The organism is Marinobacterium aestuariivivens (assembly GCF_042661465.1).
In the GTDB taxonomy this organism is placed as follows: domain Bacteria; phylum Pseudomonadota; class Gammaproteobacteria; order Pseudomonadales; family Balneatricaceae; genus Marinobacterium_A; species Marinobacterium_A aestuariivivens.
The window spans coordinates 4,881,353-4,896,134 of sequence record NZ_JBHSWE010000001.1; the positions used below are offsets into that span (position 1 = coordinate 4,881,353).

Annotated in this window: 19 protein-coding genes and 3 pseudogenes; 15 read left to right on the forward strand and 7 right to left on the reverse strand. The window is 61.8% G+C overall.

The annotated features are described in order from the left end of the window. Nucleotides 1–19: 19 nt before the first annotated feature. Complete coding sequence (locus ACFQDL_RS25545; protein WP_379911469.1) at nucleotides 20–436, reverse strand: Hsp20/alpha crystallin family protein; 417 nt, start codon at nucleotides 434–436, stop codon at nucleotides 20–22. Nucleotides 437–723: 287 nt separating this feature from the next. Here ACFQDL_RS25545 and ACFQDL_RS25550 point away from each other — a divergent pair, with 287 nt between their 5' ends. From ACFQDL_RS25550 to ACFQDL_RS25620, 15 genes and pseudogenes are all read left to right on the forward strand, one after another. Beyond that, the gene (locus ACFQDL_RS25550; protein ID WP_379911470.1) at nucleotides 724–2,031 is read left to right on the forward strand and encodes an MASE1 domain-containing protein; all 1,308 of its coding nucleotides are present in this window, start codon (nucleotides 724–726) and stop codon (nucleotides 2,029–2,031) included. After that, nucleotides 1,916–3,103, forward strand: a complete 1,188-nt coding sequence (locus ACFQDL_RS25555; RefSeq protein ID WP_379913342.1) for a sensor histidine kinase — start codon at nucleotides 1,916–1,918, stop codon at nucleotides 3,101–3,103. Before ACFQDL_RS25550 ends, ACFQDL_RS25555 begins: the two co-directional genes overlap by 116 nt. Beyond that, on the forward strand, nucleotides 3,066–3,701 hold the full coding sequence (locus tag ACFQDL_RS25560; protein ID WP_379911471.1) for a response regulator transcription factor: 636 nt from the start codon (nucleotides 3,066–3,068) through the stop codon (nucleotides 3,699–3,701). The genes ACFQDL_RS25555 and ACFQDL_RS25560 overlap by 38 nt, the downstream gene beginning before the upstream one ends. A gap of 119 nt (nucleotides 3,702–3,820) precedes the next feature. Next, the gene (locus ACFQDL_RS25565) at nucleotides 3,821–4,183 is read left to right on the forward strand and encodes a response regulator transcription factor (protein ID WP_379911472.1); all 363 of its coding nucleotides are present in this window, start codon (nucleotides 3,821–3,823) and stop codon (nucleotides 4,181–4,183) included. 239 nt (nucleotides 4,184–4,422) lie between these two features. After that, nucleotides 4,423–4,998, forward strand: coding sequence for a hypothetical protein (locus ACFQDL_RS25570; protein ID WP_379911473.1), 576 nt, complete (start codon nucleotides 4,423–4,425; stop codon nucleotides 4,996–4,998). Beyond that, on the forward strand, nucleotides 4,995–5,282 hold the full coding sequence (locus ACFQDL_RS25575) for a hypothetical protein (protein ID WP_379911474.1): 288 nt from the start codon (nucleotides 4,995–4,997) through the stop codon (nucleotides 5,280–5,282). Before ACFQDL_RS25570 ends, ACFQDL_RS25575 begins: the two co-directional genes overlap by 4 nt. A 276-nt stretch (nucleotides 5,283–5,558) precedes the next feature. Then, on the forward strand, nucleotides 5,559–6,788 hold the full coding sequence (locus tag ACFQDL_RS25580) for a potassium transporter TrkG (protein ID WP_379911475.1): 1,230 nt from the start codon (nucleotides 5,559–5,561) through the stop codon (nucleotides 6,786–6,788). A gap of 11 nt (nucleotides 6,789–6,799) precedes the next feature. Then, the gene (locus ACFQDL_RS25585) at nucleotides 6,800–7,012 is read left to right on the forward strand and encodes a potassium transporter TrkG (RefSeq protein WP_379911476.1); all 213 of its coding nucleotides are present in this window, start codon (nucleotides 6,800–6,802) and stop codon (nucleotides 7,010–7,012) included. Between the two features lie 9 nt (nucleotides 7,013–7,021). Beyond that, entirely contained in the window at nucleotides 7,022–7,693 is a 672-nt protein-coding gene (locus ACFQDL_RS25590; protein ID WP_379911477.1) for a potassium channel family protein, read from the forward strand. 67 nt (nucleotides 7,694–7,760) lie between these two features. Then, nucleotides 7,761–8,230 (forward strand): annotated as a pseudogene (locus tag ACFQDL_RS25595) (aminoacyl-tRNA deacylase). A gap of 201 nt (nucleotides 8,231–8,431) precedes the next feature. After that, a pseudogene (locus ACFQDL_RS25600) lies at nucleotides 8,432–8,979 on the forward strand (YaeQ family protein). A gap of 295 nt (nucleotides 8,980–9,274) precedes the next feature. Then, nucleotides 9,275–9,454 (forward strand): annotated as a pseudogene (locus ACFQDL_RS25605) (H-NS family histone-like protein); the annotation flags it as partial. Nucleotides 9,455–9,609: 155 nt separating this feature from the next. Beyond that, nucleotides 9,610–9,678 (forward strand): hypothetical protein, encoded by a 69-nt coding sequence (locus ACFQDL_RS25610; protein WP_379913344.1) that lies wholly within the window; start codon nucleotides 9,610–9,612, stop codon nucleotides 9,676–9,678. Between the two features lie 276 nt (nucleotides 9,679–9,954). Next, nucleotides 9,955–10,845, forward strand: a complete 891-nt coding sequence (locus ACFQDL_RS25615) for a prenyltransferase (RefSeq protein ID WP_379911478.1) — start codon at nucleotides 9,955–9,957, stop codon at nucleotides 10,843–10,845. 106 nt (nucleotides 10,846–10,951) lie between these two features. Then, a complete protein-coding gene (locus ACFQDL_RS25620) occupies nucleotides 10,952–11,383 on the forward strand; it encodes a secondary thiamine-phosphate synthase enzyme YjbQ (RefSeq protein WP_379911479.1) in 432 nt (143 codons plus the stop codon). A 235-nt stretch (nucleotides 11,384–11,618) separates the two neighbouring features. Here the strand turns inward: ACFQDL_RS25620 and ACFQDL_RS25625 are convergent, their stop codons facing one another. The 6 genes from ACFQDL_RS25625 to tusD form a co-directional block, all read right to left on the reverse strand. After that, a complete protein-coding gene (locus ACFQDL_RS25625) occupies nucleotides 11,619–12,080 on the reverse strand; it encodes a chemotaxis protein CheW (protein WP_465263994.1) in 462 nt (153 codons plus the stop codon). Between the two features lie 259 nt (nucleotides 12,081–12,339). Then, on the reverse strand, nucleotides 12,340–13,272 hold the full coding sequence (locus ACFQDL_RS25630; RefSeq protein ID WP_379911480.1) for an NAD(P)-dependent oxidoreductase: 933 nt from the start codon (nucleotides 13,270–13,272) through the stop codon (nucleotides 12,340–12,342). 8 nt (nucleotides 13,273–13,280) lie between these two features. Next, nucleotides 13,281–13,616, reverse strand: coding sequence for a TusE/DsrC/DsvC family sulfur relay protein (locus ACFQDL_RS25635; RefSeq protein ID WP_379911481.1), 336 nt, complete (start codon nucleotides 13,614–13,616; stop codon nucleotides 13,281–13,283). 2 nt (nucleotides 13,617–13,618) lie between these two features. Then, a complete protein-coding gene (gene tusB / locus ACFQDL_RS25640; RefSeq protein WP_379911482.1) occupies nucleotides 13,619–13,906 on the reverse strand; it encodes a sulfurtransferase complex subunit TusB in 288 nt (95 codons plus the stop codon). Nucleotides 13,907–13,908: 2 nt separating this feature from the next. Continuing rightward, nucleotides 13,909–14,178: a sulfurtransferase complex subunit TusC gene (gene tusC, locus ACFQDL_RS25645; RefSeq protein ID WP_379911483.1), complete on the reverse strand. Its 270-nt coding sequence runs from the start codon at nucleotides 14,176–14,178 to the stop codon at nucleotides 13,909–13,911. 96 nt (nucleotides 14,179–14,274) lie between these two features. After that, nucleotides 14,275–14,667: a sulfurtransferase complex subunit TusD gene (gene tusD / locus ACFQDL_RS25650; RefSeq protein ID WP_379911484.1), complete on the reverse strand. Its 393-nt coding sequence runs from the start codon at nucleotides 14,665–14,667 to the stop codon at nucleotides 14,275–14,277. Nucleotides 14,668–14,782 lie beyond the last annotated feature (115 nt).

Genomic DNA, 14,782 nt, shown 5'->3' on the forward strand with positions numbered 1-14,782 from the left:
GCCCCGCCGGAAAGCGGGATTATTCGATGGCGATGCGCTTCGATTCTTCCGGCAGCGGCTGCTTCTTCGGCAGCTCCAGAGTGAGCACTCCGTTGTCGAATTGTGCCTTGATGGCGGCGGCGTCGACTTCGGAGCCGACCGACAACTGACGAAGGAACTGGCCGTAATGGCGCTCCTGGCGAATAAGTTTGCCCTCCTTCTCCTCTTTCTCCTCCGATTTGGTTTCGGCCTTGATGCTGAGGATCCCGTTGTCCAGGCTGACCTGGATATCCTCTTTACTGACCCCCGGCAGATCGACCTTGACGCTGTAGGTGCCGTCGTTCTCGCGCACGTCGATGGCCGGGACCTTGTCACCGGTACGTGCAGCGAGCGGGCGGAAGAAATCACTGAAAAACGAATCGTCCAGTAGACTGTTGAAGCGGGTAAGATTGCTCATTGCAGTTCCCCCTGTTCAATACCTTGACTGTGCGGTGCAGATGTCGGGCCGGACATCGGTCCGGTCGCTTTCTGAGTATAAGTCAGTATTGGCGGCGCATGACTTGATCCAGGTCAGGCTCCATGACCGCCCTTGAAGGGGTCGGGGCAAGCGCAATGCGACAGCCGGCCGTCAACGGGAAATCGGCAATGCTGCTATTGTTGATCGAGCGATCCTGAATGGGCCTGGCTTCACTTCGCTTGACGCCGGTCATGGGCATCAGGGAGTGAAAGGCGCATAAAGGGCATATGAAAGTTTCATGGCGATATCCGGTACAGGTGCTCGGCCTGGCGGCTGCGTGCCTGCTGACCGGCTGGATGGGGCTGGCATTTACCTACGACAGCATCCAGGGCTCCCTGGTGTGGCTTCCCGCGGGTATTTCACTCGCGGCACTACTGCTTTACGGCTACCGTCTCTGGCCCGGTGTACTTGTCGCCCAACTGATACTGAGTGCCGGGCTGCCCCCGGCCGAGTTTGTCGCGGCGACCCTTGGCAGTACCCTGGCTGCGCTGTTGGGTACCTGGCTGCTGCGGCATTGGCCGGATTTCGACCTCAGGCTGTCGCGGGTCAAGGATCTGCTCGTGCTGCTGCTGCTTGGCGGGGTGCTGCCGTCGGGACTAAAGGCCAGTCTGTTGCTGTTCGGCGAGGAGGGCCTCGCCGGCGAACTGTCCAACAGCTGGCTGGTCGGGTGGATGGGCGACACGGCCGGTGTGCTGTTGTTCACACCGCTGATATTGACGCTGAAGCCCCGACAGCATTCGACGGCATCGGCGCCCTGGCGCGCCGAGGGCTGGGTTGCGCTGCTGTCGCTGGGCATCGTCTGCAGTCTGGTATTCGGCGACCTCCTGCCGTTCGACGACCAGGGCGATCTGCCCCTCGCGTTCCTGCCGGCACCGCTGCTGATCTGGATCGCGATGAGGCTGTCGTTGCACTGGACCGCACGGGCAATCCTGCTGGTATCCGCGATCTCGATGCTGGGCACTCATCTCGGGCATGGCCCCTTCGTGCGTGAGTCGATCACCGAAAGCCTGGTGCTACTCTGGTCATTTATGGTCGTCGATGGTCTGCTGGCGATGCTGCTCTGCGCCGGTATCGCTTCGCTGCGTGAAATGGCGGACCGCCTGCGCCTGATCGTCGAGGCGAATCCGAATGCGATCCTGCTGACCGATCGCGACGGGCGCATCGTGCAGGTCAATGCGCAGTGTCAGCGACTGTTCGGTTACCGGCCGGCGGAGCTGATGGGGCAGCCGGTCGAAATGATGCTGCCCGAGCGATATCGCCGCCGGCATGCCGGCTACCACCGCGGGTTCATCGACCGCGTCGAGGCGCGCCCGATGGGGCCGGCCGGCACCTGTTTGCCCGGCGCAGGGATGGCAACGAGATTCCGGTCGAGATCGGGCTGGCCGCCTTCGGCAGCGAAGAGGAGGCGGCGTGCTCGCCGTGGTGACCGATATCACCGAACGGCTAGACGCCGAGCAGGCGCTTCGGCAGGAGCGGAATTTCCTGTCGACGCTGCTCGATACGACCGATGCATTGATGCTGGTGCTGGACTGTGACTGGCGTATCGTGCGGTTCAACCGGGCGTGCCAGAAAGCCTCTGGTTACGACGAGGCGGAAGTGCTGGGACGCCCCTTCTGGGAACTGGGACTGATACCGGAGACGGAGTTGCCAGCCGTCGAGGTGACGGCCCAGGGCACGAGAGCGGGGCGCATTCACGACTACTGGGAAAATCACTGGCGTCACCGCAACGGGGAGCTGCGTTTGATTTCCTGGTCGAGCAGCTTCATTCGTGATGAGGGCGGTGATATCGAGTATCTGATCGGTACCGGTACCGATATAACGGACCGGCGCAGAGCCGAGGAGCAACTGAAGCAGTGGCAGACCCGGCTGGTGCATATGGACCGGCTCGCGACGGCGGCCGAGATGGCCTCGGGGCTGGCCCACGAGCTGAACCAGCCGCTGACGGCCATCGGCAATTACAGCGATGTGGCGCTGATGCTGATCAAGGCGTCCGACGACCCGGACGGGAAACTGTCGCATTTGATCGAACAGATGGACAGGCAGGCCCAGCGGGCCGGGTCCATTATCCGCCACCTGCGCGATTTCGTCGGCAAGGCCGGCAGCGACAGCGCCTGGGTCGACATCAACACGCTGGTCCGGGAAATGGTGGAGTTCGTAGAAGCCGATATTCGCAGGACCGGTGCCGAAATACGATTGGAGCTGGCCGACGCTTTGCCCCGGCTTTGGCTGGAGCCTGTGCAGATCGAACAGGTGCTGGTCAATCTGGTGCGCAATGCGTGCGAGGCGATGGAAGCGGCCGCCAGCGAGCCGCGACAGCTGACCCTGAGGACCGCACTGGCCGAAGGGGAGCGGATCCAGGTCAGCGTTCGTGATACCGGTCCCGGTGTCGATCCGGTCATTCGCGAGCAGTTGTTCCGGCCGTTCGAAACAACCAAACCGCAGGGGCTTGGGATGGGCCTGGCCATCAGTCGTTCCATTGTCGAGGCGCGTGGCGGGCGCCTTTGGCTGGAGGGCGGCGCCGGAACCGCTTTCCATTTCACACTGCCGTACAGCCCGCCGGAGAGACCCGATGCACAGCGAACAGCACAAGGTGATTCTGATCGATGACGACCCGGCTGTACGCGAGGCCCTGGGGCTGACCCTGAGGCATGCGGGTCTGGACGTCGAAGACTATGATTCGGCCGAGGCCTATCTGGAGTGCTGCAATCCGCAGCGTCACGGCTGCCTGGTGCTGGATCTGAACATGCCGGGAATGAGCGGCCTGGAACTGCAACAGACGCTGGTCCAGCGCGATATCCGGATACCGATCATCTTCCTTTCGGCCCATGGCGATATCCCGACCTCGGTAAAGGCGGTCAAGGCGGGAGCCGTCGATTTCCTGCCCAAGCCTTTTCGTGGCCGGGACCTGCTGGCTCGAGTCGAAGAAGCGCTGGAGAAGGGCCGGGTACTGCGGCGCAAGGCCGAGGAAATAGCCCGGGTTCTGCAACGCTTCGAGCGCCTGACACCCCGGGAGCGGGAGGTGATGGCGTCGGTGGTGACCGGTCTGTCGAGCAAGGAGGTCGCACGGGAGCTGCGCCTGAGTCATCGCACGGTCGAAATCCACCGTGCACGGATCATGGAAAAGATGGAGGCCGCCTCCGTGGCGGAGCTCGTCGGCCTGGCACTGGTCTGCGGTATCCTCGAGCTGCCGGTAGGAATGCCATAGGTAGTGATGCGAATAGGCGCGCGTGCCCTTCTCGGTTAGATTCAGCCTGGCCTTTGGTGGCAGGCGTGATGAACACAGCCGGGACGCTGCAGTCGCCAGTTCGTTGTACAGGAGGGACCATGGGGGCGGTAGACACGACGATCTTTCTGGTCGACGACGACAGCTCCGTGCGGGATTCCCTCTGCCTGGCGTTGCACCATGCCGGGTTCGAGGTCCGGTCCTTTGATTCCGGTGAAGCTTTTGTCGAGGCTTATCGCGCCGACGGCCTGGGTTGTCTGGTGCTCGACTTGCGCATGCCGGGCATGAGTGGTCTCGAAGTGCAGCAGTGGCTCAATGCCTGTCAGGCGCGGTTGCCGGTGATCTTCATTTCCGGTCACAGCGACCATACGGCGCGGAACCAGGCGATGCAGGGGGAGCGATTGAATTCCTTATCAAGCCATTCCGGTTTCCGGCGCTGCTCGACTGCATACGCAGAGCGCTGAGCCTGGTTCAGCCGCACGCTTGATCGGTTCAGGCTGATTACGCAACCCGCAGAAACAGGGGAAAAGACCGATGCAACTATCCTGACTCGACCGTCCAGGAGACTCGCCGGGTAGGTGTTCGCACGTATTTAAACTTTCGCCCAGCTTCGCTTTAATCGCAGGACTCAAAGGAGCCAGGGACGCACAATAACAAGCCCGCCGCACCGGCGGGCCGGTATCCACCCAAGAGCCCGGGGACCATGCATCCAAACGCCACCTTGCCGCCGCAGCAATCACTTGCCTTCGCCATTGCCCTGGAGGACGAGCAGATCTGCAACCTGCGTCGCTGGGGGTTGCGCATACGCCCCTTCGATTCCGAACTGGCCCGACTGTTCGGGCACCTGCTCAAGGAAACCGAAGCCCACAAGGGCGAGCTGCTCTATCACGCCAGCCGTTATCTGGAATGGAACCAGCGCCTGCGCAGTCCCATCGAAGTGGAAGACGCCGATGAGGGCGATCATTTCTTCATTGTCCGTGCCGAAACGGCGCAGTCGATACTCGATAGCGCCCTGGCGATGAAAGAGCAGGCCCTGTGTTTCTACCGCTACTGTTCGATTCTCGAGCCCCGGGGCTCGTTGCTCGGCGGTCTTTACAAGAATCTCGGCTCCTTTCAGGACGTTCACACCCAGTTGTTGCAGGATGCCCGGGGACGTCTGGAGTTGCCGTGGCGATGTGCGCCGGCGCCGAGTTCGGCCGCCATTCCGGATGCCGGGCCTTTCGCAAAAGGGCAGGCAGGCCGCCCATCACCCGAAAAGAACCCAGGGTTATCGATATGACATTTTCAAACCGACAGTCTGATACGCTCGAGGAGACCCTCGGCATCAGCTTTGGTACAGGCATCGACTGCGAGGCGCATTACCGGCTGTTTTGCCTCTACAACGCCCATGGTGGCCAGGAAGGGATATCGGGGCTGCAGGAAGCGCCGCTGATCTTTACATCCTTCAGGCGTTCACGCCTGCGCTTGCGCCAGCGCCTGCTCGGCGGTGGACACAGACCTTCGTCCGTGGCTACCGGCGGGCGCCGGCCCGGCCGTCGTGGAAGCCGCTTCCGGCTGCCATGATTCAGAAAGCGTTCGGAACACCGGCATAAAGGACGTGCCGCCGGCGGTATAGAAGCCCCTATGGGAGGTCGTCGCCAATGCAGGGCCGCTGCCCGTCGGTGGACACCGGAGGGTCGGGAAGGCCGAAGGCGGAATCCGCGATGCCGGGGGAAATAGTACGCATGGGGGACTACGCTTGAGGAATGCGGCGCCGCGCTATCCGCGGCGCAGGTTCCTTGAGGCTTTTCCCGGTGCTGCGGAAAAAGCGGTGCCGCTTCGACTGCAGGTGCCGAGATCATGGCGGATCCCAGAGCCCATGCACTGATGCGAACCGTGCGCCCGGTCGTGGTCATCCGCTATCTGGCGCTGCTGCTGATACTGCTGTCACTGGTCGCATGGGTTCCGGCACTGGTCGCCTGGCTGCTCGGCGATGGCGCAACCGCACTGCGCTACGCTGTCGTCAACCTGTTGCTGCTGCTGGTCTGCGTACCGCTGGCACGCTTGCCGGAACCTGAGCGGATCGAGCGCAACGAGGCCCTGAGTGTCACGGCGCTGCTGTTTCTGCTCACGCCCCTGCTGATGAGCTACCCGCTGATGGCCAGCGGCCTGTCCTGGGTCGATGCCTGGTTCGAGGCGGTGTCCGGTATCACCACCACGGGACTGACGACGCTGCCATCGGTCGAGGTCCAGTCCCAGAGCTTCCTCTTCGGCCGCGCCTGGATGCAGTGGTACGGGGGCCTGGGTATCGGTGTGCTGGCGGTCGCGCTCTTCATGGGGCACCAGGTGACGAGCAAGAAGCTGCTGGCATCCGCCGGCGAGGAGGGGCGCAGCACCACGGCCCGCAGCTATGCGCGCCAGGTATTGCAGGTCTATTTGCTGCTGACACTGCTCGGCTTTCTGCTGATTCGGGCGTTTCATCCGGATACTCTGCAGGCGCTGGTGCTGAGCCTGTCCGCGATTTCCACCGGCGGTTTCTCCAGTCTCGACGCCAGCCTTGCAGACCTTCCGTTCGCCGTCCAGCTGACGATCTCGCTGGTGGCCTGCGCCGGTGCCATCAGCCTTCCGCTATACCATTTCGGCAACCGGCGTCAGCTGTCCCGGTTGCTGCGCGATCTCGAAGCCCGCGCTTTGCTCGTGGCGATCGGGCTGCTGTCGCTGACACTGTCGGTCGGCCTGTTTTACTGGCATTCGCTGAGTCCCCTCGAATCCGCGCGCCATGGCGTCCTGCTGGCGCTGTCCGCCCAGTCGACCACCGGTTTCAGCAGCCTGGATGTGGCGACGCTGGATCCGGTACCCAAGCTGCTGCTGATCCTTTCGATGCTGGTCGGGGGCAGCACAGGCTCGACTGCCGGCGGATTGAAACTCATCCGCCTGTTGATATTGTTGCGTCTGATTCAACTGACGCTGCAGCGGATTTCGGCTTCGCCCCGGGCGGTGCTGCTGCCGCGTCTGGGCGGGGGCAGCTCGACCCCGACGATGTTTCCACGGCACTGGTGCTCTGCGGTCTCTGGGGCATGGTCGTCCTAGGATCCTGGCTGATGTTTCTCGCCTACGATCAGCCGCCGCTCGATGCGCTGTTCGAGGTTGTTTCGGCCACCGGTACCGTCGGACTTTCGACCGGCATCACCCGCATCGGTCTGGATCCGGTACTGAAACTGGTTCTGGGGCTCGACATGCTGCTCGGGCGCCTCGAGATCGTCGCCTTGCTCGTACTGCTCTATCCCCGTACCTGGATCGGTCGAAGACCTTAGGAGGTTCCCATGAGAGTCGTACTGATTGGCACCAACCCGCTGACGCTGGCGACTGCGCGCATGCTGCAGGACGAGGGGGTCGACGTGATACTGATCGAGCGCGACAAGGAGCGCATCGAACAGCTGTCCGAACAGCTCGACTGCGGCTTTCTCCATGGCGATGCGGGTTCGCCGGACGTGCTGAAGGAGGCCGAGCCGGAAAACACCGATGCACTCTTCTCGTTGCTCGACAACGAACAGACCAACATCATCGTCGCACTGGTGGCGCGATCGCTCAAATTCAGCCGCGTCGTCCCTCTGGTGGCCGAATCCCAGTTCGAGCGCATCTGCACGGAACTCGGACTGGCCGATACGGTGGCGCCGAATCGCGCCGTCGCGCGTCACCTGGTCAACCAGATCCGGGGCGAAAAGAGCCTGGAGCTGGCGGCTATCATCCACCGCGATGCCGAGGTGTTTTCCTTTATCGTCACGCAGGACGAGGCCGGCCCGCTGGCCGACTTCAGCCTGCCCAAGGCCACCCGTATCATCTGCCTCTACCGCCATGAAAAGCTGGTATTGCCGGAGGAGACCGACCGGCTCGCTGCAGACGACGAGGTGATCGTTATCACTCGCCCATCCCGCCTCGACGAATTGAAGCGGCTTTGGGAGCGGCCGGCAAAACCCGACGAGAGAAGCGAATAAGGCCGGGATGTCGAAATGAAACGGCTAAACTTAACGAAGCTGCCAATCGCCTTCATGGGGGAAACACATGACCATTGCCGCTACTGTCAGGAGTTATATCGAGGGACTTGGGATCGCGTACGAGACGGTCGCCCATCCCGCCGCCGGTTCCAGCCACGAAAATGCCCGGGCCGCCCATGTCGACGAAGGTCATATCGCCAAGGCCGTTATTTTGCATGACAACAACGGTGCGATAGTGGCGGTTATTCCCGGGGGCAACTGGCTGCGGCTGAATGCCCTTTGCACCGAGCTTGCCAGGGACCTGCAACTGGCCGATGAAGTCGAGGCCAGCGGATATTTCCCCGATTGCGAGAGGGGGCCATTCCGCCGCTCGGACCTGCGTATGGCATGCAGACACTGCTCGATGAAGCTCTGACCAGTCTGGCGTTCGTCTATTTCGAGAGCGGCGATCACCGGACGCTGATTCGCGTGGCGGGATCGGACTTTCTCGAATTGCTCGGTGGCGTGCGGCACGGTCATTACTGCGAAGCGGACTGAACCCGTGCCGACAAAAGCGGAGCGCAATGCGGGCGCCAGGTGCCTTTAGTGAGTCTCTGCTCCGCTGTCGATCAATTGCCTTGCAGCGCCTAGGGGTCGCTCGAATGTGACCCAATACTGTCGCGCGCAGTTGTCGAAAGACGTCCGGGGCTCGTAAAAACGCCTCCAGTGCTGTATAAAACGGCCGGTATTCCCGACAGGATGAACACTGTGGCCTTGAAACCGACAATATACAAGCTGCGTATAGCGTTATCGGACCTTAACAGGGACTACTACGACAATCTGAACCTGACGGTGGCACAGCATCCTTCGGAAAATCTCGAGCGACTGATGGCCCGTGTGCTGGCCTTCTGTCTCAACTGCACCGAGAACCTCGCCTTTACCAGGGGTTGAGCTCGGTGGAGGAGCCCGACATCTGGGTGCGAACACTGGATGAAAAGATCGCGCTCTGGATTGAAGTCGGCGAACCTGCCGTTGACCGTGTCAAAAAGGCCAGTCGGCTCGCGGATGCCGTCAAGATCTACAGTTTCAATTCGAAGTCGGATGTCTGGTGGAGCCAGGGACAGCAGAAATTCGGGGCGTTGCCGGTTGCGATATACCGACTGGACTGGCGGGGCATCCAGGCGCTCGCCGGACTGGTTCAGAGGAGTATGGACCTGTCGGTAACCCTCAGCGGCGATTCTGCCTATATAGCCTCGGACGAGGGGCAGTGTGAAGTGACCTGGACGGCCCTGCAGACGAACAATTGAGCAATATAGGACGTCTCCCTATAGGGACAAACCCTTTCCAAAAGCACAGCTGCCAATATTATTTATTGAAACAAGGTAATCGGGCTTCAGGTAAGAAGCCCACCGGCCAGGCGGCGCGAGTCGTTCATGCGCGTCACAACTGGAAGGTCCCGGGAAGGGGCCATGTTCAATCAGGTTAATAATATTGCTTTGGCGTCACTGGATTTTCCGCTATTCTATTGAAGACAGCAAATCACTCTGCTATTCAGTTTAAAAAATAGAATCCACAACACTCCAGAGCTTAAGAGAGCATACGATGAGCGATCTTGATTTCACCACTATACTGTTGCGTAAAAACTCACTCCGCAAGGCCTGTGAAGCAGCCAGCATTGTCGAGCTCGAAAAGGCGATAGCGGATCTGTCCGAAATCAAGGCCGAGAAGGTGGCTGAAGAGAAAGCCAATGCCGAGGCTGAAGCCGAACGCCTGGCCGCCATCAAGAAAATCCAGGATCAGATGGCAGAACTGGGTCTTTCAACCGACGATATTGCCGCCCAGGCTGCAGGCAAGTCCGGCAAAAAAGGCAAGGTGGCACCTAAATACCGGTTGATCGATGCCGACGGCGCCCCCATGAATGGTCCGGGCGTGGCCGCATGCCGAAGGTTTTCGAGGAACGTATTGCCAAAGGCGCGAAAAAGGAAGACTTTCTGATCGTGAAGTAACCTCGATAAAGGTACAGTGCTATTCGCGTACTGTACCTTTAACCTGCCGCAACTTCCATTCGCCTGCAACGGCACCGGTCCGAGGCGGTTGCTTATCATCGAAAGAGGACTGCGGCGCGGAAGTTTCGGGTCAAGGTCCTGTCTCCATCCAGTCATATCGCTCGTCAATCCTTTCCGAATATGTCCGTATAGAAGATGGGCACCACAATGAAAAAGAGCCCAGTGCACGCTGCCGGCAAGGCCAATCCGGGGAACCGTATAGTTTCCGGCCTGTTAATGAGGCTGCTTCTGGCCACCCGGCCAATGTTTCTCACCGCCTCGGTCCTGCCGGTGCTGGTCGGTACCGCCTGGGGCTATCGCATGGCCGGCGAACTCGATCTGACAGCCCTGCTGCTGGCGATAGCCACCCTCGTGTTGGTGCATGCTTCCGCCAATGTGCTGAATGACGTTTTTGACGATATCGGTGGCACCGACGCCGTCAACGAATCCCGCATCTTTCCCTATACCGGCGGCTCGCGCTTTATTCAGGACGCTCTGCTGAGCCGGCGGCAGATGGCGATCTGGGGCGTAATACTGCTGCTGCTGGGAGTCGGTTTCGGTGCCGCTCTCGTAGCCCAGAAAGGGGTGGTTTTTCTGCTCTTCGGGCTGGTCGGGATCACGTTGGCGCTGCTGTACTCGATGCCGCCCGTGCAGCTCAATGCCCGCGGCCTCGGAGAGCTGGCCGTTGCCGCGGCTTTTGGTGTGCTGCCGGTGACCGGGGCTGCCTGGTTGCAGAGCGGCCTTTCGATCTTCGGCGCGCTGGTGCTTTCGCTGCCGGTCGCCTGCTGGGTGATGGCGATATTGCTGGCCAACGAGGTGCCGGACCGGGAGGCTGATCGCTCCACCGGCAAGCATACGCTGGTGGTGCGTCTGGGCGTGGTACGCAGCCGCGGGCTCTATTTCATTATCCAGGCGCTGTCTTTGCTCTTCATGGCACTGGCGGTTTCGCTGGGCATGCTTAAGAGCTGGGCCCTGTTGCTACCGGCACTGCTGCTGCCGGTTGCTGCCTATGCCGCACTGGGCCTGAGTGCGGGGCCTGAACGCCTGAAGCGCAGCATCGAACTGACCCTGACCATACACATGATCGGCGGGCTCTGGCTCGCCGTCTGGGCGCTGGTGCCGGCCTGAGCGCTTTGTTTTTCACTCGATCCGGGGCCGGCCGGGATCTATGCTGAAACATCCCTGTTTCACCTATTAACCCTCCGGATTAATATTACGACGGCAGAGCTGAACCATGTGGCTACAGAAAGAAATCGATCTGAGACCGCGGCCCCGCGGTTTTCATCTGGTGACCGACGAGGTGCTGGCGGCCATGCCGGAGGTGCGGACGGTGCGGGCGGGGCTCCTGCACGTCTTTATCCGGCACACCTCGGCGTCGCTGACGATCAATGAAAATGCCGACCCGACGGTGCGCCAGGATTTCGAGGAGCATTTCAATCGCGCGGTGCCGGAAAACGAGCCCTGGTACCGCCACCGTGACGAAGGTCCGGACGATCTCCCGGCCCATATCAAGTCGAGCCTCCTCGGCGCCAGCCTCGGCATTCCGGTGACCGATGGCCGGCTCAATATCGGTCTCTGGCAGGGGATCTACCTCTGCGAGCATCGCAATCACGGCGGCGCTCGCCGCCTGGTGCTTACGTTGCAGGGGGAGAAGAGAAAGCTGTAAGTCAGATGCTGCAGGCTACAAGTGGCACGGAAGTGAATCGTAGGATGGGTGGAGCGGCGTCTGGGCACGGAGTCACCGAACCTGACGACGCCAGGGCGCCGCGTAACCCATCATGGGATGTTGGTTCAGTTCCGCGAAAGCCAGACTCCTTGATGGGTTTCGCCGCACCAAACCTTACCGCCTTCCGAAAGCGCCGTGCCATTGCGGCTCCAACCATCCTACGGTTTCTCGCCACTTAATAGGCGCTGTCGTCCGGCGTATCCGGTGTGATGCTGAGCAGCATCTTGGTCAGGTCGAGAAGAATGATCAGCAGGTCGTTGTTGTAGCAGACACCCTGGACGAAACGCCGGCTGGCCTCGTCGCCCGACACGTTGGGCGCGCGCTCGACTTCGTTCTGCGGCAGGTTGACGACCTCGTCGACACTGTCGACCACCAGGCCGATCACTTCCTGGTCGTTGAACTCCACCACGATAATGCGGGTGTCATCGCCGGTTTCCGCGTCGGGCAGGCCGAACAGGCGACGGGTATCGATCACCGTCACGACATTGCCGCGCAGATTTATGATACCGAGGATATAGTGTTCGGAGCCCGGTACCGGGGTCATTTCGGTGAACCGTAGCACCTCCTTCACCTGCATGACATCGATGCCGAAGAGTTCGTCATCGACCTTGAACGTCGCCCACTGGTGGAATGCCACCTCTTCCTTGGTCGCGGAGCGACCCTCCTGGCGTCCTTTTTGCCGGTTTTGCTCTTCTGCAGATCCAGTGCCTGCAGTTGTGCCGCTGCTGCTTCCAGACTCATAACGAAATGTTCACCTTGTTTGCACGAAGGCTACCGGGCCGATCCAGGCCTGCGGTGGCTCCCTGTCGCGAATTGGATTGCGGGCTGACCAGGCCCGAGTATCCCATAGCATCGATCGCCTTGAAAAGGCTGGGAAAAGTCATTTGGGGCCGGGTTCAGTCCGGCTTCCTGACGTCGTCTGGCTTGAGTGTCGGTCGGTCGTTGAGGCGTGCCGGCGCATTGAGCGCCTCCAGCTGCAACAGCAGCCCGCTGTGGTCGACCTCCTCCAGGCCGCTGTCGATGAGTTGCCGGTACTGTTCGAATACCTGCTGCGTCAGCGGCAGCTGCAACTGTTCTTCGCCGGCCGTATCGAGAATGGTCCGCAGGTCCTTGAGCTGGACCCGGGCGGTGGCGCCGGGCATGAAGGCCCGTTCGATCATGCGTTCGCCATGTAGCTCGAGAATACGGCTGCCGGCAAAGCCGCCGAGCAGGGCCTCGCGTACCGCGGCGGGATCGGCACCGCCCCGGGCGGCCAGCAGCAGGGCTTCCGCCACGGCTCCGATGGTGATGCCGACGATTGCCTGATTCGCGCACTTGGCGAGCTGGCCGGAACCGGTCGGGCCTATATGGGTAGCGGACTTGCCCAGCACTTCGAAAAGCGGTTTCGCACGGTCGAAATCTTCGCCCCTGCCGCCGGCCATGATCGACAGGCTGGCCTGTTCGGCGCCGACGGTGCCGCCTGAAACCGGTGCATCAAGATAACCAATACCCCGTCCCGCGAGCAGGGCGCCGTGGCGCTTGGCCATTTCCGGCGGGATCGAACTCATGTCGATGATCAGCGCACCGGGCCTGACTGCCGCGAGGGTCGATGCGTCGAGCAGCACGGCTTCGACCACCGGGCCGTTCTCCAGCATGCTGATGATGATATCGGCATCGGCGACCGCTTCGGCGACCGTCTCGCAGGGCCGGGCGCCGGCCGAAACGAGGGCCTGGGCCTTGGCGAAGGTGCGGTTCCAGGCGTTGAGGGGGTATCCGGCGCGCAGCAGGTTGAGCGCCATCGGGCGGCCCATCAGGCCGATACCGAGAAAAGCGATACGGGGATACGTCATTGTTGTTATCACAGGCAGTTGGTGGGTTTCGGCAGACCGGCCAGACGCGCAGCGACCTTGGCCGGGCTTTCGGGAAAGAGTTTCATCAGGTAAATGCTGCGGCCCTTGTCCGGACCGAGGGACTGGGCCACAGCCTTGACCAGCGGGCGCATCGCGGGCGCATGTTCGAAGCGGCGGTAGAAATCCCGCAAGACCTCGATAATTTCCCAGTGCGCCTCGGTCAGCTCCAGCGGTATCTGCTGGGCCAGCGCCCGGGCCACGTCCGGCGACCACTGGTCGAGGTCGCGCAGATAGCCTTCGCCGTCCAGTTCGATGCGTTGTCCGTCCATTTCGAGATATCCCATGGTCAGAACCAGCTCAGTACCCGTTCGTGTTCGCAGCAGAGCCGGACGAAATCGGCATCGTCGATCACTTCGATGGCGCTCGCGAGGCGCCCATCGAGGCCGCGGGCGCTGACGTCGGCCGCCAGCGCATAGCAACGCACGCCGGTCGGCAACGGCAGTGGCCGGGCCTCGAGGGCGCAATAGACGCCATCCTCGAGCAGCAGCAGGGCGTCGCCGTCGACCAGCGCCGCCAGGCAGTCATCGATCAGCGCCTGGTTGGAGGCGGCGCGGTTCAGTGTATGCAGGGTCATGTTCAGAAACTCATAACAACATCGTGTTGGCGGATCAGCTGGCCGATCGCGTCGGGTTCCAGCACCTGCACCGGCAATACAAGGTCCCCGGTCTCGAGGCCGCGCTCGCGCAGCGCCCGGGCGCAGACGTAGAGCGTCTCGATATCGTACATCGGCAGGGCGCTGAGGGTGGCGGAAAGGTTTTTCTGCTGAAGCCCGGCCGGGTCCTGTCCCTTGAGCAGCTGAAACACGCCGTCCCCCAGGAACAGCATTGCGACCGGCTGTTCGAACACCGCGGTGGTCAGTGCGGTGTCCAGTGCGTCACGGCCATGGCTGCTGCCGTAGGGGGGCGACGGCTGATGATCAGAAAGCGTTTGGCGGCGTTCATCTCAGGCTCCGAAAGTGACGAGGCGGTCCGATTGTATGGCAGCATCCGCCAGTTGCCCGAGTCCCGAGAGCTCGAAGCCCCCGCGCAGGTTGTGGCCGGGTTTTTCGTAGCGGCCGGCCTCGTTCGCATCGAGCACGCCGCGACGCACCGCTGCGGCGATGCAGACCACCAGATCCAGCTGATGCGCCTCGCCCAGCTGCTGCCAGCGCGCCGGCAGGTCCGTTTCGTCCTGCGGCGGCGCGGCGAGGGCCGAGGCGTTGTGCACGCCGTCGCCGTAAAAGAACACCCGGTGGATCCTGTGACCCTGTTCGAGCGCTGCAACCGCGAAACGGTAGGCCGATTCGGCGGCCTGGTGGCTGTGGGGCGCGGCATAGACCAGCAGTGAAAAGATCATGGCAACTCGTTATCCCGCTTGAGTTTCTTTGCAGATCAGCGGCACTTGGGGCGCACTGAACAACCGGACGGCGCCGGTAAGGGTGACGCGTTACGCGTAACCCCAAAACGAAAGC